This is a genomic window from Thermococcus sp., from assembly GCF_027023865.1.
Taxonomy (GTDB): Archaea; Methanobacteriota_B; Thermococci; order Thermococcales; family Thermococcaceae; genus Thermococcus.
The window spans coordinates 66,764-85,195 of sequence record NZ_JALVUC010000019.1 but is presented as its reverse complement, the minus strand read 5'-3'; the positions used below and the strand labels follow the sequence as shown (position 1 = coordinate 85,195).

The window sequence follows — 18,432 nt, the reverse complement described above, 5'->3', positions numbered from 1 at the left end:
ACTTTTAACGTTCGCGGAAGATGGGGGCCAGGGCCAGAAATACCATCAGTGAGGCGAGTGCAAAGTCTAAGGTAAACCCCAGCCCCTCAACTATCAATCCGCTTATTAAATTGCCAATTATGGCACCCAGAGAGCTGATGAGATTGTAAGTGCCTATCAAGGATCCACGCTTTTCCGGCGGTGCTCGATGGGATATTATTGAGGACGTTGAGACGCTTATGTAAGACCACGTGTATCCGGCTATGAAGTATGAGACAAAGGCCAGAACAAGAAAAGGATCTTCTTCTAGGATTGTTGACACCGCCAGCAGGAGAAAGGATGCTCCCCTTAAGATCAGACCCCTCTTAAGCGCACCGTAACCGCCCGTCTTTCTCAGCTTTAATCCCACGCGGGTGTACATATAAGCTGAAACCGCAGAGTTTGCAATACTCATGACGTAAAGCTCAGTCGCACCCAACCCCCTGCTTTTCAACAGAACTGGAAACTGGGTGAAGTAGAACATGGCCCCAATCCAGAAAAGGATCGTCGAAAGATAGAGCCTCCCAAAGCCCTCCGAGGAAAACCTCGGCAGGTGGGTTATCATGTTGGGTAGATACCTGAACTTTTCAATGACGTATCCGGTGTACATCCCAAGAACCCGCCTGTCAATGTGCAGGGGGACTTCTTTTATCGTCTTTACCCCCCATGGGAGGGAGAACAAGCCGACGATCCCCAGAACCACGAATATATCCCTCAAGTTTAGGAACTGGGCCATCATTAGCCCGAGAACCATTCCCGTAACCCATGCCCAGCCGCCTATCTCGTTGAACCTTCCAATGGCGTAGTCCCAGTCCTCAAGACGAAACGCCTTGGTTATTATGAGAATTGGGACGGGTATGGTGGCTGCTATGAAGAACGTGTAAAGTGCATTTACAAGCATCACCTGGGGAACGGTCTTTGCAAGGGCGAATAAGATGGATGTTAACGCCGTGCCAAGAAATCCTGTGAGGAGAAAGACCTTTCTCCTATTCAATCTATCACTTAGCCTGCCCCAGAAGAGGCCACCGAGCATCGAGGCGGTGCTTCCTATTGCGTTCACAACACCAACCTCGGCCGGACCACCGCCTACGTTCATCGTGAGGAGTGGGATTAACGGAGCGGCCCCGCCGGTTGAAATCTTAAACGGGACGAAGGAATAGAACCACCTTCCCGGGTAGGGCCTGTGCTTCATCTGCCGCCCTTTCTCCAGGGTTTTAAGGGTTGTCCTTTTTCTCTTCTGCGGGCAGCCCCTCAAGAGTCTTCACCCCATTGCGGGGAAGAAAACATGTTTAAAAAGTTGTGGTTAAAAAAGAGGGAGGACGCTCAGTCTTCGTCATCCCAGTCCTCGTCTTCCCAGTCTTCTTCCTCTTCGTCCCAGTCCTCTTCCTCGTCCCAGTCCTCGTAGGCCTCTTCAACGGTGTCGAGGGGCTCGAACTCCTCTTCCTTTTCTTCCTCAACCTTCTTTGGCTGGACCTTCTTCTTTGGCGGGTAGTACATACCGACCACCTCCCCTCTCTTGAGGGGCGTTCATTGAGCGTATAATGGGTTTAAAAACTTTTCTGCTCAAATTCACGGCAATAACTCGGTTTCCTAATGATTTTAGGGGCAGAGATAAATGTTAGGCGTGGATAACAGCCCCACCTGGGAGAAAGATTTATATACCCCTGAGAAACTCCAGTTGACTTCCCTCCAAAAATGAAGGGAGTAAATTGGATGGCACGAAAGAAAAGTACTGTATAACTGAGTTTGGACGAAAACAACGGGTCTGGTGGCCGAAAATGGAGGCCGAAAAGAACTCCGATGATGATGGCGGCCCCCTCATAAGGGCCCCTCTCCTGGAGGAGGCCCTGGGGGTTGAGCAGATCTACATAGACTACGAGGGCAGAAACCCGACGGGAACCCACAAGGACAGAATCGCCAGAGCTCACGTGGAAAAAGCCATCAGGGAGGGCTATTCTGCCGTTACCGTGGGCACCTGCGGGAACTACGGTGTTTCCATCGCTTACTACGCACGGCTCTACGGCCTGAAGGCTTTCGTTTTTGTGCCGGCCGGCTACACCCTTGAACGGGCCGGCGAGATGAAGGCCCTCGGTGCGGAGGTGATCCCCTGGCCGGGGACGTATGAGGACGCCGTAAGGGAGAGCAGGCGCTTTGCGATGGCAAATGGCATCTACGACGCAAACCCAGGAAGTCATCCCGAGATCGATTATGCAGGCTATTCATCGATAGCAGAAGATATCCTCCGTGAAGTGAAGCCTGATGCGGTGTTCGTCCCCGTCGGGAACGGCACCACCCTAGCGGGAATCTGGCACGGCTTCCGCGGGAAGGCTAAGCCAAGGATGGTGGGTGTCACAACGTCCCTAGGCAACCAGCTCCTCTGGGAGTTCTACGGCGATTCGAGGAGGGAGATAGCGGAGACACCGGTCAACGAACCGCTCGTTTCTGAAACCTGCTTCGACCTCAACGAGGCGATGAAAGCCCTAAAAGAGTCCGACGGCTACGTCTTCGGCTTCGCCGACGATACTGCCATGAGATGCGCCGAGCTGCTCCGCGCTACGACAGACCTTTCGGTTTTGTCTGCCTCGGCCCTAACTGTTGCAGGCCTGATCAAGTTCGTTCGGAAGTTTGGGATCTGGAGGGGAAACTTCGTGTTGGTACTAACCGGAGGTGTCCACGGTGGAAAAGGCTTTGGTGCTTACGGAGGGGCGTTATCTTACGACGGATGGAAAAACAGCGCACGGACTCGTGCGGTACTCGGGAAGGTATAAGATAGCAGGCCTGATAGACTCCACCTTGGCTGGACGGGACGCGGGGGAAGTGCTCGACGGGATAAGGAGGGGCATTCCCGTATACGGGACCCTCGAGGAGGCCCTCCTGGAGAACCCCGATGCGAAGTGGCTCATCATAGGCGTCGCCACACCGGGCGGTGTTCTTCCCTCGAGTTACAAGAAAATAGTGGTGAAGGCCATCAAGTCCGGGCTTGGAGTCGTCAACGGTCTCCACCACTTCCTCAGCGACGACCCCTACCTTAAGCGCCTCGCGAGACAGAGCGGGGTCGAGATAATCGACGTCAGGAAGATATTCTACAACCTCAGGATTCCCTTCACCGGGAAGATAGAGGACGTTAAAGCGGCTAAGGTTACCGTCCTCGGAACGGACGCGGCGATAGGGAAGAGAACGACCGCTATTATGCTCCACGAGGCCTTCAGGAACCTCGGCCTGAAGAGCGAGTTCATAGCCATGGGTCAGACCGGCTGGATGCAGGGCTTCAAGTACTGCATAGTCACGGACTCCATCATCAACGACTTCGTTGCGGGGGCCATTGAGGACGTCTTCTACCGCGCCTGGGAAGAGGAGAGACCCGACGTAATAGTCACCCACGGCGAGGGCTCGCTCCTTCATCCGGCGTTTCCAGGCGGCTTTGAGCTCATCAGTGCCGGCAGGCCCGACTTCATCGTCCTTCAACATGCACCGGGAAGAGTGGTCTTCGACGACTTCCCCCAGTATAGGATACCACCGCTTGAGAACTACATTAAAGTGATAGAGCTCCTCTCCCGGAAGCCCCCCGTGGCGATTACGATAAACACCCAGAACCTCACGAAGGAGGAGGCCCTCGAATGGGCCGAGAGGATAGAGAGCGAGACTGGAATCCTGACGCGCGTCCCGTTCTACCAGGGCGTCGAGGATATATCCAGACTGATAGCGAGCAAAGCGAAGGAACTTGGAGAGGTGAGGGCGAGTGAGCCTGCCGGAGCTGAAGTGCTTTGACTTCATCCTCGTAGAAAAGCCGAGGATTGAGAGCAGGCGCGTTTCGGCGCGCTACGTCCTAGGCATTGACGGTGAAGAGTTGGGTTACGACCTCATCCACCGCTACCATGAGAGAATCCCGAAGGTCAAAGCCTTCGCCAAGCTGGTTAGCATAATCCCTGCCATAAACTACGGCCTCTTCACGCCAGAGATACGCTTTGACTTCTCCCTCGACCCGAGAGACCTGAAGTTCTTCCAGGATATGATGGAAGTCACGACCCGTGACATCTTCGTCAACAGGATAGTCCAAAGGACGGGCTTCGTCAGGGAGGAGTACATTCCAAAGGAGGTAACGCCGGAGATGGCCGAGCCTATGGCGAAGCTCTTCCCGGAAGGCGTTGAGGAGGAACCGATCGACTTCGAGCCGGACTACAAGAAATGTGCCGTGATGCTCTCTGGCGGTAAGGAGAGCCTCCTCACCTACGGCATGATGAAAGAACTCGGTTGTGAGGTTTATCCCTTCTTTTACAACGAATCCGGTGGCCACTGGAGGGTGGCAATCCCCTCCTACCGCTGGTTCGAGAGGAACGAGCCAAGGACGAGGAGTGTCTGGAGCAACGCCGACAGGCTCTACACCGTCATAGAGAAGAACATGAGGATCCTTCAGAACGTCGGTAAACCCAAGGCTGAGGTCTACCCGATAAGGCTGTTCTTCTTCGCGGGCTACTCCTTTGCATTCCTTCCACTCATTTACAAGTACGGGATTGGAAACATCCTCTTCGGCAACGAATACGACGACCCGAGGGGGCTGAGCTATGAATACAACGGAATCCGCCACTATTACGCAACCTACGACCAGAGCTGGGACTTTGAGCGGTACATGACGCGCTGGTTCGAGGGTAGGGGTCTCAAGATAAGACAGTGGTCGGCAGTTAGACCAATAACCGGTCTCATCGTGGAGCGCGTTCTCTATAACCGCTATCCCGAGCTCTTCAAACTCCAGAGGAGCTGTCACTCGGTTCACAGGGAGGGGGAGGACTACGTCCCCTGCGGGAAGTGCTTCAAGTGCAACGGCATCTTAACGTTTCTCCTCGCGAACGGCATAGACCCAACGCTCATCCGGTACAAGCCCGAGCACGTTGAAGGCCTCGCCAAGCGCATAAGCGAAGGGAGAATCCGCCTGGATAAGGATGAGCTTGAGCACTCCCTCTATCTTATAAAGCGTCACCTCCCTGACTTCCCGCTCGACGGGAAGCCCCGCTGGCACGTCGAGATGCTCCACTTCGACGGCAGGAACTCCGGATTCGATGCAATCCCCGAAGAGTTCCGCAGGGGGATATACAGATTGCTGGAACCATACACGAAGGGCTATTCCTACCTGAAAGGTGACCACTGGGTTAGAATCTCCCGCGAGGAGGCGATGAACGGTGTTTCAGAAACAGAAAAGGCACTCTGAGCTACCTCCAATCAGGCAGACCGCGGAAGAATTTACCGTCGTTGACGGCGAAAGCTACCTTGACGAGATATTTAAGAGCGACATGGGGATAAGCCGCTCATTCTCGCGCTTCCAGTTGAGCCATGAAGAATATGAGGAGAACTACGGTAGAGTAATCAGGGGACTCCTGGCCACCGGGAAGCACAAGTTCTTCGTGGCAGTGGACAAATACGGACGCTATCTCGGCCACGTGTGGGTCTGCCTGAAGATCGACACGGTGGACTTCGTCCCTTCTGCTTACATATATGACATCGAAACGCTCTTTCCGGGGATTGGGATAGGAAGTGCCCTCATTGAGCGGGCGGAGGAGTGGGCAAGGAAGATGGGTACCATGAAAATCTCCCTAAGGGTTGACGTTAACAACCCCGCGAGGAAGTGGTACTCCGAAAAGGGTTACTCAGAGAGGGCCATCATCATGGAGAAGCTGCTTTAAGGGCTGTGGGCGACAATAATGGTAGGAACAGAGGAACAGTTCTAAAGCTACCCCATAAACAGCTTCTTCAAGTTCCTCTCGAACGGCGGCCACACAACACCCTGATCCGTGATTATCCCAGTTAGATACTTGTGCGGTGTAACGTCGAACGCTGGGTTGTAGACGTCTACATCCGGAGCAATCTTACAGCCGCCGCAAGTGAGGACTTCCTCCGGCCTGCGCTCCTCTATTGGTATCTCCCTCCCACTTCTGAGGGAGAGGTCTATCGTTGATAACGGAGCTACTGTGAAGAAGGGAATTCCGTGCTCCCTCGCGAGGACTGCCAAACTGTAGGTTCCTATCTTGTTGGCGAAGTCGCCGTTGGCGACAATCCTGTCGGCCCCGACTATTATAGCATCCACCCTCCCCTGTTGCATAACAAAGCCGGCCATGTTGTCTGTTATAAGCTTAAGGGAAATGCCGTCGTAGTGGTACTCCCAAGCTGAAAGCCTGGCACCCTGGAGAACCGGTCTTGTCTCGTCCACCCAGAGGAGCTTGAGGTTTCCATCGTGGTGCATGACTCTGAGCACAGCGCCAACCGTGCCAAGCTGAACCGTGGCAAGGCTCCCGGCGTTGCAGTGGGTTAAGATGTTTCCCTCGGGCAGAACCTCAGCACCGTAGTGACCCATCCTCAGATTTGCCTCAACGTCCTCGTCCGCTATTTTCCGGGCTTCGTTCACGATGAATTCCTTGATCTCTTCTAGCGGGCTTTCAGCATTTTCTTCCACTAGGCTCTTAATCCTGTTGAGCGCCCAGAAGAGGTTCACGGCGGTTGGCCTAGTGTTCTTAAGTCCCTCGTAAGCTGAATAAAATCCCTCCATGAATTCGTCCTTGGTTTTGGCTTTTGTCGTGTCCGCGTAGAGGGCTAGGCCAAAGGCAGCTGCAGCTCCAATGGCAGGAGCACCGCGAACCTTCATCGTGACTATCGCCTCGGCGACCTCATTGACGGTTCTCAGCTCTATCGTCTTAAACTCCCCTGGAAGGAGCCTCTGGTCTATCATAATGACCTTTCCCGTCTCGTACTCAACGCTCCTTGGAAGCCTCGTGAGTTCCTCTGGTTTATACTTCATCTCCACCACTATCACCCCAAAGGGTTTAAGGGGAGAGCTTAAAGCTCCTTCGGTGAGTGAAATGGCGCTGAGAATATTCGTGACCGGCCCCGCCGGTGTTGGAAAGACCACCCTTGTGGGGAGGATTGCGAAGGAAGCCGACCGCTGGGGCTATATCGTCGGCGGGATGATAACACAAGAAGTGCGGAGGAATGGGAGGCGCGTTGGGTTCAAAATCACCTCCCTCGACACAGAGGAGGAGGGAATCCTCGCGAGCATTAGGGGAACGTCACACCTGCCTGGAGTTCCATTCGGGAAGTACGTCGTCCACGTCGACGAGATCGAGCGCGCTGCCGTTCCGGCGATAAAGCGTGCCTTGGTCGAGGCTGATCTAATAGTCATCGATGAGATAGGCCCGATGGAGTACAAGAGCGACGAGTTCGCCAGGGCCGTCGGGGAAGTCCTGAAGTCGGAGAGGCCCCTTCTAGCGGTCGTTCACAGGCACTTTGTGGACAGATTCAGACCACTTGGACAACTCCATACGTTAAGTGTCGAGAACAGAAACGCTGAGTTCGGGATAATCCTGGATGAGGTTATGAAAGAACTGAGGGGCTAAAGGTTGAGGCTGTCCTTACAGCTCTCGCACACCCACTTTTCCTCCCCGCCGATGTAGACCTTGTAGAGGGGCCCGTACTGTCCGCACAGCTCGCAGATTCCGTAAACCGGTGTTTCCTCAGGATACTCTTCCTCCTGCTCCTCCTGGTTCTGTGTTGTCAGTGCGCTCAGAAGATCCGCCGCCGTAACGAATCCTATCGGTCTGCCGAGTCTGGTGACGAGAAGCCTTCTGATGCCCTTGTCCATCATCCTGTCTATGGCATCCTGCACGTCGTAGTCGTCCTCGATGGTTACGGGGTTCTTAGTCATAACCTCCTCAACTTTGACCGCCTTGGGGTCGCGTCCCTTCGCTACAACCTTGTCGAGGATGTCGCGGTCGGTGATTATCCCAACTATTTCGTCGCCGCTAACCACAACAGCGCTCCCCGCCTTGTTCCGGGAGAGTACTTTGGCGATCTTGTGTATCGTATCATGTGGTTTGACGATTACTGCTTTCCTTTTGACCACTTGACCCACAGCTATCCTGGACGTCATTCTACCACCTCTCCTGCGGGAGTTGGCCTAGAAACTTAAAAACCTTTCTTCATCCCGTCTCTTGAGGAGGTAAACCACCAGTAGAAACGTTATCACGAACGCCAAGCCGGCCAGTCCGAGGGATAATCCTGTGGTGTGACTCATTAACCACCCGTTCGCCGCCCCGGCGGTTGTGCCCGTCTGTGACGTTGTGGTGTTGGCCGATGAAGCGAACAGCCTCTTTGATACGGCCTGTATCGTCTCGTTGGGGCCGGCTGTCTTTGCTGGACTGAGAATATGGGCCGCTATTGAATACACTCCTGCCGCGACCAGTCCCGCCAGCCCGAGGCTTATAACGTGAAGGCGCTTAATGCTGACGATGGGTCTTTTCTCCACCTTTGAAACGCTCCTCCTTGGGACCAGAAGGATTGGCCTGTTGGAGGCCCGGTAGAGCTTTACCTCCTGGAGTCTCTTGCCGTACTTCTTCCCGACCACCTCGACAAGTCCCACCCTCCTCATCCTGTCGACATGGTATGAGACTGTCGAGATTGGAAGGTCCAGCTCCTTAGAGATTTCACTTATTGAAAGCTCCCTGTCCTCGAGGAGGTGGAGAATAGCGATGGCCTTGTCGTTTGTTAGAATCTGCGCGAGTTCCTTAGCTTTTTCATCGTGGATGTCAATCGTCTCAAAATCCAATCGCTCCACCTAAAGGGTGTAGAAGACCACAGTATTAAAGCTTTCTACGGCTTCAAAAGAGCTTGAAGCAAACCATGAGAGTAAAAGGAAAGGGATTCAATCAACTCACGGCTTCTCCATGACGATCTCAATGGTTGAGGTGTTAGCGGTTCTACCGTCGGCAGTCGGAAGCTCCTCGGTGCCGATCCTGATCTCCTTGACCCTGACCTCTGGGAGGAACCTGTTCCTGACGATCTCAGCGACATCAACGGCCCTGCTGATAGCCCTACCGCGAGCCTTAACGCTGACCTCCTTAGCACCCTCGTTGAACTGGGTTATCACAGCGAGGACGTAGTTCATAACCGGCTTCTTTCCAATGTAGACGACGTGCTCTTCAGCCATTTCTGGCACCTCCGGAAGTTTTGTCGTTAGCCTATCGCCGGGTAGTGGTTAAATACTTTTCGGTCGTCCGGCGGCGTTATTGGGCACCCCTATAGCGTCGATGGAGGAATAGAATGCCCAAAAGTGTCCCTACATTTATATGTTAAGCAAAAGCTTTTAATGATTGGAAATTGCCATATATATGGTGATAAAATGGCCGTTCATCCAATTGATTACCGCTATGGGAGCGAAGGGATGCGCCGAATATGGGACGAGGAGAACAAACTCCAGAAACTCCTTGACGTTGAGGCCGCGCTGGTGAGGGCACATGCGAAGGTTGGCAACATCCCTGGAGAGAGCGCGCGCGTTATCTCGGAAAGAGCTAACACAAAATGGGTTAAACTTGAGCGCGTCAAGAATATAGAAGCCGAGATCCACCATGATATAATGGCCGTCGTCAAGGCTTTAAGCGAGGTCTGCGGTGAGCACGGGAAGTACGTCCACCTTGGTGCCACCTCGAACGACATAATTGACACTGCTAACGCGCTCCTCATAAAGGAGAGCCTTGAATTAATCGGTGATTACCTCAAAGAACTCCGCTCCGTTCTGAAGAAACTTGCAGAGGAGCACAAATATACCGTCTGCATAGGCAGAACCCACGGCCAGCACGCCATTCCCACAACTTACGGGATGAAGTTCGCGATATGGCTCGACGAGGTTCAAAGGCACATCGACAGGCTCAACGAGCTGAAGGAAAGGGTCCTCGTCGGCCAGATGAGCGGCGCCGTTGGCAGCATGGCAAGCTTTGGGGGGAAGGGCCTTGAGATACAAAGACTCGTTATGGAGGATCTTGGACTCAAGCCGGTGAGGATAAGCAACCAGATAATCCCGAGGGACGTTTACGCCGAGCTGATGGCGTTTCTGGCGCTCGTCGCTTCCACCCTCGACAAGATTGCCCTCGAAATCAGGAACCTCCAGAGGACCGAAATACTTGAGATCAGCGAGCCCTTCGGGGAAAAGCAGGTCGGCTCCTCAACGATGCCCCATAAAAGGAACCCCATAAAGAGTGAGAAGGTGAGTGGTTTAGCGAGGGTTCTCTACTCCAACGTGATTCCGGCTTTGCTGAACAACCCGCTCTGGCATGAGAGAGACCTAACAAATTCCTCAGTTGAGCGTGTCATCCTCCCAGAGAGCTTTGTTCTCCTCGACGAGATGCTTCGCGTCACCATAAAGGTTTTAAGCGGTCTTGAGTTCTTCCCGGAAAACATAGAGCGCAACCTCTACATGACCAACAACTTGATAATGGCCGAGCCTCTGATGCTCAAGCTCGCTGAGAAGGGCATGGGGAGACAGGAGGCGCACGAACTCATCAGACAGCTTGCTATGAGGGCCTTCCGCGAGGGAAGGGATCTCCTCGAAGTCGTGAGGGAGAGCGAGGAAGTTAGAGAATTCTTCAACGATGAAGATATAGCGTCCCTAAAGCCAGAGAACTACATTGGACTGGCGCCGCAGATAGTGGATAACGTAATTGCCTTTGTAGAGGATAAAGAACGCGAAAGAGACAGTTAAGGGCGTTAATACCTTTTTCTGGCTTTTTCCTTCTCTTTTGCGTGCTCCATTTTCATGTGCGGACTAACTCTCAAAATTTCCGGTGAATTTTGACTTTCTAAGATTTTTATAAATTTACTATTAGAAATTAGTTTTTATATATTTAATTAATTAGTATTAATATACTTTCTAAATATTAATATATTATATAAATTAAAATGTTTTAAAATCACTAATAATAATATTAATTTCTTCTAATTTTCAACTATGTAAAATAGTAATATTAGTACAATACACATTTATTTAAAAGGGATTGTTCGTTAATGGGTTCGAAACAAGAAACACGTGAACTTTTCCAAGACCGGGCTTTTGAATTGTGAGAGCAGGCATCTTTATCACAAAACTGGGTTACAATTAAAGATAGTTATAATAGGTTGCGCATACCGCGGAATGTTCGACGAGTTCTATCATGGCAAGGCTATATGCGGTGCTGATATCGCACAATCACGTACCCCTTAATCTTGCGGTAAGGTAGTATCCTCTGGATCTTCTGCCTTTTTGGCTGGACTAGTGTGATACCCTCTATATAGCACGTGGCTTGTATGATCGGGTTTATGTTATCTTCACAAATTAATTAACCCTCTCTGATAGGTCTTCTGAGACCTGGTGCCAGCTAAAATTTTATTGGCTTCATGGCATGTCTTAAGTAATGACCGTTGGATGGCTGGCTCATTCCTCGTATGATCCCCTTGAAGAATACTGGCAGGCCGATTTTCTGTGGGTTTTGACTCTTGTGATTTATATCTGTATCATACCTTTCTCGCCCGATTCATTCGATGCTCTTTTATGTTCACATAAATTAGATATAATGTATCTTATATCTAATTTCCATGTATAAAGTTGCTCATTTAAATTAGATGCCCACTAAAATGTATATGTAACGAATATGGAGAAACTATATGTAGAAATGTAGTCAGTATACGGCCGTAAGCAGTCTCGTCTCGTACTCGTCATGCTTTTGTGTGAGTGGTGGTATCATAGAGTGTCACCTGTCAGTGCTTGTTACGCACTGGGATTTGCAGGAGGAACGCCCTGCATAGTGATGCTCTCTCCATGGAGGGTTCAGTAATAAAGGTTTCTCTGGATTTCCGGGCTTCCCCAGGGCTTTGGCATACAGCGCCGGTAGCCTCTCACGCCTGACCCTGATAACACCTTTAATCGTAATCCATTTTTGGTCTGTATGACCCCCAGCTGTGAGATGATTATCCATTCTCTAGGGGCATCCCTGAAATAGCATGCTTCAAGTGCCGGCCCGGATGCTGGTATGTATATCTTTTTGATGGAATTTATTTTTTGTAGTGGTAGATTTTTTGGATTTTTTACTTATTTAACTAGATGTTTTTACTTTAGAATTACCTCTACATTTATATAATAAATTAGAATATTAAAATTTTAACTTTTTATTAAAGTTATTATTTTAATTTTATATTTTCATTATTTTAATAATAATCTAACATAGTTATAACTCACCCAAAAATTTGAGAGATAAAACCCGGCACGGAATTAGAGAAGCTTAAGAAATGGTCAGGGGCTCTAACAGCGTTAATTCATTAAAGAAACTATGTTAAAGTATAAAACAGTAAGTACGGCATTCATCCCCCTTCGTTCATAATCTCCCTGGGGACCTCGTTGCCCTGCGGGAGGATTATCAGCTCCCTGCCCTCAACGATCATCTGAGCCACCTTCTTCCTAGCGGAACTAAGTGCCCTCCACACGGTGCCCCTTGAGACCCCCATCCTCTTTCCGGCCTCTTCCTGGGTCAAACCCTCGTAATCGACGAGTCTAAGGGCCTCAAACTCCTCGTATGTTATGAATATAGGAGGCTTCGGCTGCCCGAGGGGCAACAGTGCAGGATAGAAATGCCTAACCTCAGGGATTCGCCCTATCATCCGCATCTTCCTTTTTCTGCCCCTTCCGCGGCCCCAACCTTGTCCCCTTCCCATCGGCATGGCTATCAGGTGTTCTACGGTGATTCACTTTATAGGTTTTCCTCTCTATCGTTTGCATTCACAAATCCGCCCAATAACCATTATAACTAATCTCACCCAAGTTAGTTTGGTGAAAAAGATGATGTTTAGACTCTCCGAGAGGAAGATAGGATGGCATAAGGACTTCGACAGCTCACACTTTTTGACCCTCCCTTACGAGAGCAAGTGTCTCCGCATACACGGCCACACTTACAACGTGGACATTGAGGTGTGGGGTGAACTTAACGAGAACGGCATGATATTCGACTTCAATCACCTCAGCAACCTTGTGAAGCTCCTTGACCACAGGATTTTGGTCAGCGAGGACTGGGCTGTAGAGAGGGGGGAAGGGGTTATTATCATTGAGAAGAATGGGAAACACTTAGAGCTACCTGCCAGTGAAGTAGTGGTCTTGGATAAGCCCAACGTCACAGCGGAGTACATAGCAGAGTGGTTCGCCGAGAGAATAGCGGAGAAGGCAGGGGATAACGTGAGGAAGATAAGGGTCAAGATTTGGGAGGATCCGCGGAGCTACGCCGAGGTAACGCTTGAGAGATGAGAGTAATATCAGCAACCTTTCTCCTTCTTTTCCGATATTTCTCCCTTAGCGCTACACTTTTCGTAGAGCGATTTCAGCATTTTCCCGGTTTTTTCCTTGAGTTCTCCAAAGTACTCTTCCTTGAACGTCTCTTCAGCCTCGAGGGTCAGGGAGTAGGCTGTTTTCATGTACACCACACTCATTTCGCAGTCGTTCCTCTCGACTATCTTCTCCGCGATGTTCACGATGTAACCCACGAAGGAGTGAAGGATCCTGCGGTAGTCGTTCCTGAAGCCGTTCTCGTTAAGCCATCCCTTCAGCGTCAGGAACAGCTTGAAGGCAGGAAATTCAACGTTCTCGTCGTTGAAGCGGCGGTAGCGTATGAGCAGGTACTGGAAGACCGAGATGAGGAACTTCCCAACGTCTTTCTTTGTTCCTCCGTTTGCAATGATGAACTCCTCGAACTCCCTGAGGCCGCTCTTCCCGTTCTCTTCAAAGGCAGTTAACATGGCCGCGTAGGGCGTGGAATACGTTGAAAAGTCAACGTTCTCCAGCTCGGGTATATCCGGGAACACCCTCATGATCGCTTCCCCGATGTCCATTCCTCTCACCCAAACGGTTAAATCCTGAGCCGCTTATTAAGTTTTAGGTGGTTCATATGAGGTTCTCAAAGGGGAGAAGTTTTCTGTTCCGTGTTCCAGAAGGAGAAGAACTTCTTGAGTTCGTGAACGGCTTTGCAAAGAGGCATAATGTCCTTATAGGGACCGTCAGCGGCATAGGTAGCCTCAGGAGTCCAAAGATAGGATACTTTGATGAGGCCGCTGGTGGGTATAAGGTCAACGAGCTTAGAGGTCTCTACGAGCTAGTCTCCCTGAGTGGCAATATAAGTTTGAAGAACGGCGAGCCCTTCGCCCACATTCACGTCGCCCTCGGCGGGCCAGATGGCTCCCTTCACGGGGGGCACCTAGTCGAGGGGGAGGTACTCGTCGCTGAGGTGTTCATCCAGGAGCTTCTTGGTGAACTGCTGGAGCGGAAACCGCAGGGGAAGGGACTGGCGCTGTGGGAGGCGAAAGAATAAATGAAAAGCCACACTGGGGATGCCCTTTCACCCCTCTTTCTCATAGAAGACCTCGTAGTGCTGGACGTACTTCTCCTTCTCGAGGAGGAACCAGTCATCTTCGGGATAGTATTTGGCCATCTCGGAGCTATCGCCCGCGAACTTCTTAATTGACGCCCATGAGTCTCAGATTGTCACTAAGAGGAAGTGAGTTTCCTTTTCCTCGTGAAGTAGAGCTTCAGGAGGCCATCAACTGAACTATAGTCCGGGACGGCCCTCTCCATCAGAAAACGCTCATAAACGTTGCCCTTCTCCCTCGGCACCCTGCCGTGCCAGAGCCTCGTAATCGCTATGGTATCCCCTGGGAGGAGTTTGTCCCGGCGGGATATAAGGATTCCAAAAGGAAATCAAAAAAGGTCCTGAGAGGCTCAGAACACCGAGTTGAGCCTACCGCCGTCTACGGGGATCATTGCGCCGTTTATGTAGCTCCCGAGGTCGCTCGCGAGGAAGGCGACTAGGTAGCCTATCTCCTCGGGCTCTCCGAGACGGCCGAGGGGTATCGGCTTCGCGTAATCGGCAAGGGCCTCCTCGACGGTCTTCCCTTCCCGTTCAGCTCTGTCCTTTGCGAGCTGTACCATTCTATCAGTCCTTATTATACCTGGCATTATCCCGTTGACGGTTATCCCCTTCGGCCCGAGCTCCTTGGCGAGGGTTCTCACGAGGCCTGCCATTGAAATCCTGACCACGTTGCTTAGGGCTATGTTTGGTATCGGTTCCCTTATTGCCACGCTCGTGGAGTAGACTATCCTTCCAAAGCCTTTCTTCTCCATGGCTGGAGCGAGGGTTTTGGTGAGATAAACGACCGGATAGAGGAGCAGGTTAACGGCGTTCTCCCAGTCTTCCATGTCCATCTCCATGAAGTAACCGGGCTTTGGCCCGCCGGTGGAGAAGAAAAAGATATCCGGTTCGCCGATGTTCTTCAGCTCCTCAACCGTTCTCTCGAGGTCTTCGCGCTTCGTCAGGTCGGCAACGATGTAGTTAACATCAACGTCGCTCTCGGCCTTTGTCCTCTCCCTCGCCTTCCTCAGGTTCTCCTCATTCCGCGAAAGGAGTATAACATCGGCTCCAGCTTTTGCCAGAACCCTCGCGACGCCGAAGCCTATGCCCTTGCTTGAGGCGGTCGTAAAGGCCAGCCTTCCGGAGAGGTCTATCCCTATCATGAGAATCACCTTGAAAAAGTTGTGCTTGGAGGTAAAAACGTTTACTGGATGTTCTTGGCCACCCGGAGGAGCAGGGTGTAGTGCCAGATGGTTATTGTCACCGCCCCGATGAGCTCTGCAACCGCAACGCCCCTGAAGTGGCCCTTCGCCCAGATTGCCAGAACCCAACCTGTAACGAAGAGGACAGCACTGAACCACCCAAAGGCCCGCTTACCCGAGCTTAAGGCCCCAACGCCGGCTATAAGGAACCCAAAGCCCGCTGTTATGAAGAATGCCCAGCTGACGTAGTAGTGGGGTGAAGTTCCTTCGGGGAAGAGGCCTATCAGCGCCAGGAAAACGAGGCCAAGGACAAAGATTACAACACCGGCTTTTTCCACGCCGTTTCTGAGGAGTGCGAAGAGGCCAATGGCGTAATAAATGATCAGAACTGCCGTTGTGATGAGGGAGATGTTGAGAACCCAGTTGTTTGGCAGACCGACCCTTCCCAGGTCGCTTATGGCGTTTTCCGTAATCCTCCACCAGGAGCGGTTGATGTACGCGGCGGTCCATATACCGACGAAGGCAACCAGGGGACCGAGGAAACCTGAGTAAAGCTGGGATTTTCTCATGATCACCACCAAGGAATTAAATGAACGGGGACTAATAAACCTATTCCACACTTTTGAGGCTTTTCCAGACTTCATTCCATCCAAGGAGAAGCCAGTATTTTCTCAATTCTATCTCTGCCCCTTTGTAATCCTGATAATAGAGCCCCACAGTCTCCCAGAACCGTTTGGTGTGTTTGGGCTCCCTCAGGTGGGTGAGCTCGTGTATTATAACGTAATCCCTCAGACCCTCTGGAAGGGCCATCAGCATCAGGTTGAAGCTGAGGTTTCCCTTTTTTGAACAGCTCGCCCATTTGGTTCTCTGGAACCTGATGTAAACCTTCCGGTATTTAACGCCGAGTATCGAGGCAAAGAGCCTGACTTTAAAGTCGAGTTCCTTCCTGAGCTGGTCCTTGAGCCACCCCCTCAAAATTTTGAGGTCGTTTTCTGGCAAAACAACCACCTTGAACTTTGAGTTCACCGAGAACTCTTCGCCGGCTACAACCTCGAAGAACTCTCCGTTCAGCAATAATTTGTCCGAAAGGTCTTTGAACTGGCTTTTAAGCCCCTTGATTTCCCCGAGCTTTTTCTCTATCCACTCCCGTTTTAAACGAACCAACTCCTCTGGATCCGTGCTTGGTGGGATGATAACCTTGACTTCTCCGCTGGGCTTTATCTCAATCCTCGGGTACTTGACGTTTCGGACTATGCTTATGTACTTCAGCCCCACCGCTTGAGCACCTCAAGGATGTCTTCTCTTGTCTTCATAAGGTTGTCATACCTTCCTTTATACTTGCGAACGAGGAATGTCATAACCTTTCTTGAAAGCTCACTCGCCGCCTCAGACTTTTCCTGCCAGCGCGGGAACCTGAGCGTTTTGATCTCCCGCAGGAGTTCTTTCACGTCCCCTATCAGCTCGTGAGTATTTACCTTGACGTGTCTCTTAAGCACCATGACGAGAGCGTATTCCAGCTCGCTCAGTCCGAGCTCTTTCCTCTCCCTGTTTCTCCTATGTATTTTCTCGGCTATTTCAAAGAGCTCCTGAAAAACGATTATAATCGGGGTGACGACGATGCTAGATGTTGTCGATGTGGATGCCATCCTTGAGCGAGCGAAGTTGGTTGATACTATCAAACAAGCCGTCCAGAAGCTCCCAATGGAACTTATTTGTTTGGATACGGTAATTCTAAGTAGTGGAGACAAGACTCTAGTTCTAATCCTATCCAGGGGAAATCCTGATGATGCTTACATATCAGAGGTTGCATTGTTAAAGAATGGTCTATCCTCCGGCTCTGTGGTATTGTGGTCAATTGCCCACAAAGGGGGTAAGCTGTACGTAAGGGATCTTAATGAAAAGACTCGGAACCCATACCATTAGAGTTGTCTGAGCTGGATGCGTTTATTGAGCTAAGGCTCATGTGACGCATTTTCAGAGAGCAAGCGGTTGATTGTTGCCTGATGATTTTTCATTGTATCTCTTGTCGCTATCCAACTAGCTAATCTGATCAGCTGATCACGGTTAAGTAACGTCTTAATAATATACTCTCCAGTTTCCATACATTCCCTTAGCCTGTCTTCTAATAGGATATATTTCTTTTCTAAGGCTCTTAGTTTCGCTTTAAGTTCATAATTCTCCCTTTGGAGAGTTGCAATAGCATGGGGGCCGGCACTCTTAATTAGGACATCGAGTTGGTCCTTTATGTAGGAATAAAGGGCTTCTGAGTCATCAACCATTCTTTGACTGTATTCAACTATCTTGTCTTTATTGGCGATCCCAGCTTGTAGGAGAGTATAGATCAGCAGTTCTCCAAGACGAGCATAAACTTCCCTTCTTACCGCGGTATTATGAAAATCAATCTTCAAAGTTTGAGCAGTGGTTTTGTCAACCTCCCTAAACGTCGTGGTTTTGGCGGAAAGTTTCTCCTCTTTTGGAGTGAGTTTTTGTTGTTTCTCTATTATGACATCTGTACTTGAGGACTTCAAGTCATGTGACTCTAGTGCTTGAACTGTGTAGTCCTGGTAAAGGCCAACAAGCTTATCCACAGCGTGTTTAACAGAGTTTTTGGCAACTCCTATCTGTTTTGCTATTTTTGTCATACTATCTCTGGAATTTGAATAAACAGCGTTGAGGATTTTTACTTGGGTCTCTGTGAATTTTCCTTGCTGGGCGAATTCTTCAAAAATCTCTTTAGGAGGTAGCTGTTCCCTCCATGCTTTAACTTTCCTTTTGTTGACCTCGTCTATAACCTCTTTTGGGGTGGTGATACCTGCCTGTTTGCCATGATTGTCTGGCATGCTATCCCCTTTTTCTTTGCTTGTTCTTTTTTTCATAGTATCATCTCCGTTAACATTTTTGTTTATCACAACTTTTAAAGTTTTATACTACTACAGGTCTTCTATCTTAATGTACAATATTGGACGTCACTTTCTGGGTACAGGTTCAACGTGGACAAAAGCATTGGATAACACATGAGCAAGGTGCGTGAAAAACTC

Annotated in this window: 22 protein-coding genes; 8 read left to right on the top strand and 14 right to left on the bottom strand. The window is 50.6% G+C overall.

Features of this window, described 5'->3' with window-relative positions; genetic code table 11:
• Positions 1-4: 4 nt before the first annotated feature.
• Positions 5-1,210 carry an MFS transporter gene (locus MV421_RS06100; RefSeq protein ID WP_297417408.1) on the bottom strand — a complete coding sequence of 402 codons (1,206 nt, stop codon included), beginning with the start codon at positions 1,208-1,210 and terminating at the stop codon, positions 5-7.
• A gap of 131 nt (positions 1,211-1,341) precedes the next feature.
• Positions 1,342-1,515, bottom strand: a complete 174-nt coding sequence (locus MV421_RS06095; RefSeq protein WP_297417411.1) for a hypothetical protein — start codon at positions 1,513-1,515, stop codon at positions 1,342-1,344.
• Between the two features lie 281 nt (positions 1,516-1,796).
• Here MV421_RS06095 and MV421_RS06090 point away from each other — a divergent pair, with 281 nt between their 5' ends.
• From MV421_RS06090 to MV421_RS06075, 4 genes are read left to right on the top strand one after another with little or no spacing between them, the layout of a single operon-like run.
• A complete protein-coding gene (locus tag MV421_RS06090; RefSeq protein ID WP_297417414.1) occupies positions 1,797-2,786 on the top strand; it encodes a pyridoxal-phosphate dependent enzyme in 990 nt (329 codons plus the stop codon).
• Positions 2,695-3,786: a DUF1611 domain-containing protein gene (locus MV421_RS06085; protein WP_297417418.1), complete on the top strand. Its 1,092-nt coding sequence runs from the start codon at positions 2,695-2,697 to the stop codon at positions 3,784-3,786. Before MV421_RS06090 ends, MV421_RS06085 begins: the two co-directional genes overlap by 92 nt.
• Positions 3,758-5,221, top strand: a complete 1,464-nt coding sequence (locus tag MV421_RS06080) for a hypothetical protein (RefSeq protein WP_297417421.1) — start codon at positions 3,758-3,760, stop codon at positions 5,219-5,221. The genes MV421_RS06085 and MV421_RS06080 overlap by 29 nt, the downstream gene beginning before the upstream one ends.
• The gene (locus MV421_RS06075; RefSeq protein WP_297417424.1) at positions 5,193-5,693 is read left to right on the top strand and encodes an N-acetyltransferase; all 501 of its coding nucleotides are present in this window, start codon (positions 5,193-5,195) and stop codon (positions 5,691-5,693) included. Before MV421_RS06080 ends, MV421_RS06075 begins: the two co-directional genes overlap by 29 nt.
• A 47-nt stretch (positions 5,694-5,740) precedes the next feature.
• On the opposite strand, the gene mtnA is transcribed toward MV421_RS06075, so the two are convergent.
• Complete coding sequence (gene mtnA, locus MV421_RS06070; protein WP_297417427.1) at positions 5,741-6,808, bottom strand: S-methyl-5-thioribose-1-phosphate isomerase; 1,068 nt, start codon at positions 6,806-6,808, stop codon at positions 5,741-5,743.
• Between the two features lie 55 nt (positions 6,809-6,863).
• On the opposite strand from mtnA, the gene MV421_RS06065 reads away from it, so the two are divergent.
• Entirely contained in the window at positions 6,864-7,397 is a 534-nt protein-coding gene (locus MV421_RS06065) for an NTPase (protein WP_297417653.1), read from the top strand.
• On the opposite strand, the gene MV421_RS06060 is transcribed toward MV421_RS06065, so the two are convergent.
• The 3 genes from MV421_RS06060 to albA all read right to left on the bottom strand — a co-directional run bounded on the left by MV421_RS06060 (position 7,394) and on the right by albA (position 8,986).
• Positions 7,394-7,930 carry a cyclic nucleotide-binding/CBS domain-containing protein gene (locus MV421_RS06060; RefSeq protein ID WP_297518008.1) on the bottom strand — a complete coding sequence of 179 codons (537 nt, stop codon included), beginning with the start codon at positions 7,928-7,930 and terminating at the stop codon, positions 7,394-7,396. The genes MV421_RS06065 and MV421_RS06060 overlap by 4 nt on opposite strands.
• A gap of 27 nt (positions 7,931-7,957) precedes the next feature.
• Positions 7,958-8,614 (bottom strand): ArsR/SmtB family transcription factor, encoded by a 657-nt coding sequence (locus MV421_RS06055; RefSeq protein WP_367184456.1) that lies wholly within the window; start codon positions 8,612-8,614, stop codon positions 7,958-7,960.
• A 96-nt stretch (positions 8,615-8,710) separates the two neighbouring features.
• Positions 8,711-8,986, bottom strand: a complete 276-nt coding sequence (gene albA, locus MV421_RS06050) for a DNA-binding protein Alba (RefSeq protein WP_014011661.1) — start codon at positions 8,984-8,986, stop codon at positions 8,711-8,713.
• A 192-nt stretch (positions 8,987-9,178) separates the two neighbouring features.
• On the opposite strand from albA, the gene purB reads away from it, so the two are divergent.
• Positions 9,179-10,534, top strand: a complete 1,356-nt coding sequence (purB, locus tag MV421_RS06045) for an adenylosuccinate lyase (protein WP_297503113.1) — start codon at positions 9,179-9,181, stop codon at positions 10,532-10,534.
• 1,631 nt (positions 10,535-12,165) lie between these two features.
• On the opposite strand, the gene MV421_RS06040 is transcribed toward purB, so the two are convergent.
• On the bottom strand, positions 12,166-12,522 hold the full coding sequence (locus tag MV421_RS06040) for a DUF134 domain-containing protein (RefSeq protein ID WP_297417441.1): 357 nt from the start codon (positions 12,520-12,522) through the stop codon (positions 12,166-12,168).
• A gap of 118 nt (positions 12,523-12,640) precedes the next feature.
• Here MV421_RS06040 and MV421_RS06035 point away from each other — a divergent pair, with 118 nt between their 5' ends.
• Positions 12,641-13,099, top strand: a complete 459-nt coding sequence (locus MV421_RS06035) for a 6-carboxytetrahydropterin synthase (protein ID WP_297417659.1) — start codon at positions 12,641-12,643, stop codon at positions 13,097-13,099.
• Between the two features lie 8 nt (positions 13,100-13,107).
• Here the strand turns inward: MV421_RS06035 and MV421_RS06030 are convergent, their stop codons facing one another.
• Positions 13,108-13,680 (bottom strand): hypothetical protein, encoded by a 573-nt coding sequence (locus MV421_RS06030; protein ID WP_297417662.1) that lies wholly within the window; start codon positions 13,678-13,680, stop codon positions 13,108-13,110.
• A 56-nt stretch (positions 13,681-13,736) separates the two neighbouring features.
• Between MV421_RS06030 and MV421_RS06025 the strand changes: the two genes are divergently transcribed.
• Complete coding sequence (locus tag MV421_RS06025) at positions 13,737-14,156, top strand: PPC domain-containing DNA-binding protein (protein ID WP_297417444.1); 420 nt, start codon at positions 13,737-13,739, stop codon at positions 14,154-14,156.
• Positions 14,157-14,332: 176 nt separating this feature from the next.
• On the opposite strand, the gene MV421_RS06020 is transcribed toward MV421_RS06025, so the two are convergent.
• The 6 genes from MV421_RS06020 to MV421_RS05995 all read right to left on the bottom strand — a co-directional run bounded on the left by MV421_RS06020 (position 14,333) and on the right by MV421_RS05995 (position 18,303).
• Entirely contained in the window at positions 14,333-14,458 is a 126-nt protein-coding gene (locus tag MV421_RS06020) for a hypothetical protein (RefSeq protein ID WP_297417447.1), read from the bottom strand.
• 105 nt (positions 14,459-14,563) lie between these two features.
• A complete protein-coding gene (locus MV421_RS06015) occupies positions 14,564-15,355 on the bottom strand; it encodes an SDR family oxidoreductase (protein WP_297503131.1) in 792 nt (263 codons plus the stop codon).
• A gap of 41 nt (positions 15,356-15,396) precedes the next feature.
• Positions 15,397-15,963, bottom strand: a complete 567-nt coding sequence (locus tag MV421_RS06010) for a DUF998 domain-containing protein (RefSeq protein ID WP_297518152.1) — start codon at positions 15,961-15,963, stop codon at positions 15,397-15,399.
• A gap of 40 nt (positions 15,964-16,003) precedes the next feature.
• Positions 16,004-16,669 carry a M48 family metallopeptidase gene (locus MV421_RS06005; protein WP_297417449.1) on the bottom strand — a complete coding sequence of 222 codons (666 nt, stop codon included), beginning with the start codon at positions 16,667-16,669 and terminating at the stop codon, positions 16,004-16,006.
• Positions 16,660-17,073: a type I restriction enzyme endonuclease domain-containing protein gene (locus MV421_RS06000; protein WP_297417451.1), complete on the bottom strand. Its 414-nt coding sequence runs from the start codon at positions 17,071-17,073 to the stop codon at positions 16,660-16,662. The genes MV421_RS06005 and MV421_RS06000 overlap by 10 nt, the downstream gene beginning before the upstream one ends.
• 273 nt (positions 17,074-17,346) lie before the next feature.
• Positions 17,347-18,303, bottom strand: coding sequence for a winged helix-turn-helix domain-containing protein (locus MV421_RS05995; RefSeq protein ID WP_297417454.1), 957 nt, complete (start codon positions 18,301-18,303; stop codon positions 17,347-17,349).
• Positions 18,304-18,432: the final 129 nt, after the last annotated feature.

What these genes read in the sequence shown, in the direction of transcription:
- purB (WP_297503113.1), top strand. Translation starts at nt 9,179, where the DNA reads ATGGCCGTTCATCCAATTGATTACCGCTATGGGAGCGAAGGGATGCGC.
- MV421_RS06030 (WP_297417662.1), bottom strand. Translation starts at nt 13,680, where the DNA reads ATGGACATCGGGGAAGCGATCATGAGGGTGTTCCCGGATATACCCGAG.
- MV421_RS06035 (WP_297417659.1), top strand. Translation starts at nt 12,641, where the DNA reads ATGATGTTTAGACTCTCCGAGAGGAAGATAGGATGGCATAAGGACTTC.
- MV421_RS06095 (WP_297417411.1), bottom strand. Translation starts at nt 1,515, where the DNA reads ATGTACTACCCGCCAAAGAAGAAGGTCCAGCCAAAGAAGGTTGAGGAA.
- MV421_RS06040 (WP_297417441.1), bottom strand. Translation starts at nt 12,522, where the DNA reads ATGCCGATGGGAAGGGGACAAGGTTGGGGCCGCGGAAGGGGCAGAAAA.
- MV421_RS06065 (WP_297417653.1), top strand. Translation starts at nt 6,864, where the DNA reads ATGGCGCTGAGAATATTCGTGACCGGCCCCGCCGGTGTTGGAAAGACC.
- MV421_RS06015 (WP_297503131.1), bottom strand. Translation starts at nt 15,355, where the DNA reads ATGATAGGGATAGACCTCTCCGGAAGGCTGGCCTTTACGACCGCCTCA.
- MV421_RS06090 (WP_297417414.1), top strand. Translation starts at nt 1,797, where the DNA reads ATGGAGGCCGAAAAGAACTCCGATGATGATGGCGGCCCCCTCATAAGG.
- MV421_RS06010 (WP_297518152.1), bottom strand. Translation starts at nt 15,963, where the DNA reads ATGAGAAAATCCCAGCTTTACTCAGGTTTCCTCGGTCCCCTGGTTGCC.
- MV421_RS06025 (WP_297417444.1), top strand. Translation starts at nt 13,737, where the DNA reads ATGAGGTTCTCAAAGGGGAGAAGTTTTCTGTTCCGTGTTCCAGAAGGA.
- MV421_RS06100 (WP_297417408.1), bottom strand. Translation starts at nt 1,210, where the DNA reads ATGAAGCACAGGCCCTACCCGGGAAGGTGGTTCTATTCCTTCGTCCCG.
- MV421_RS06060 (WP_297518008.1), bottom strand. Translation starts at nt 7,930, where the DNA reads ATGACGTCCAGGATAGCTGTGGGTCAAGTGGTCAAAAGGAAAGCAGTA.
- albA (WP_014011661.1), bottom strand. Translation starts at nt 8,986, where the DNA reads ATGGCTGAAGAGCACGTCGTCTACATTGGAAAGAAGCCGGTTATGAAC.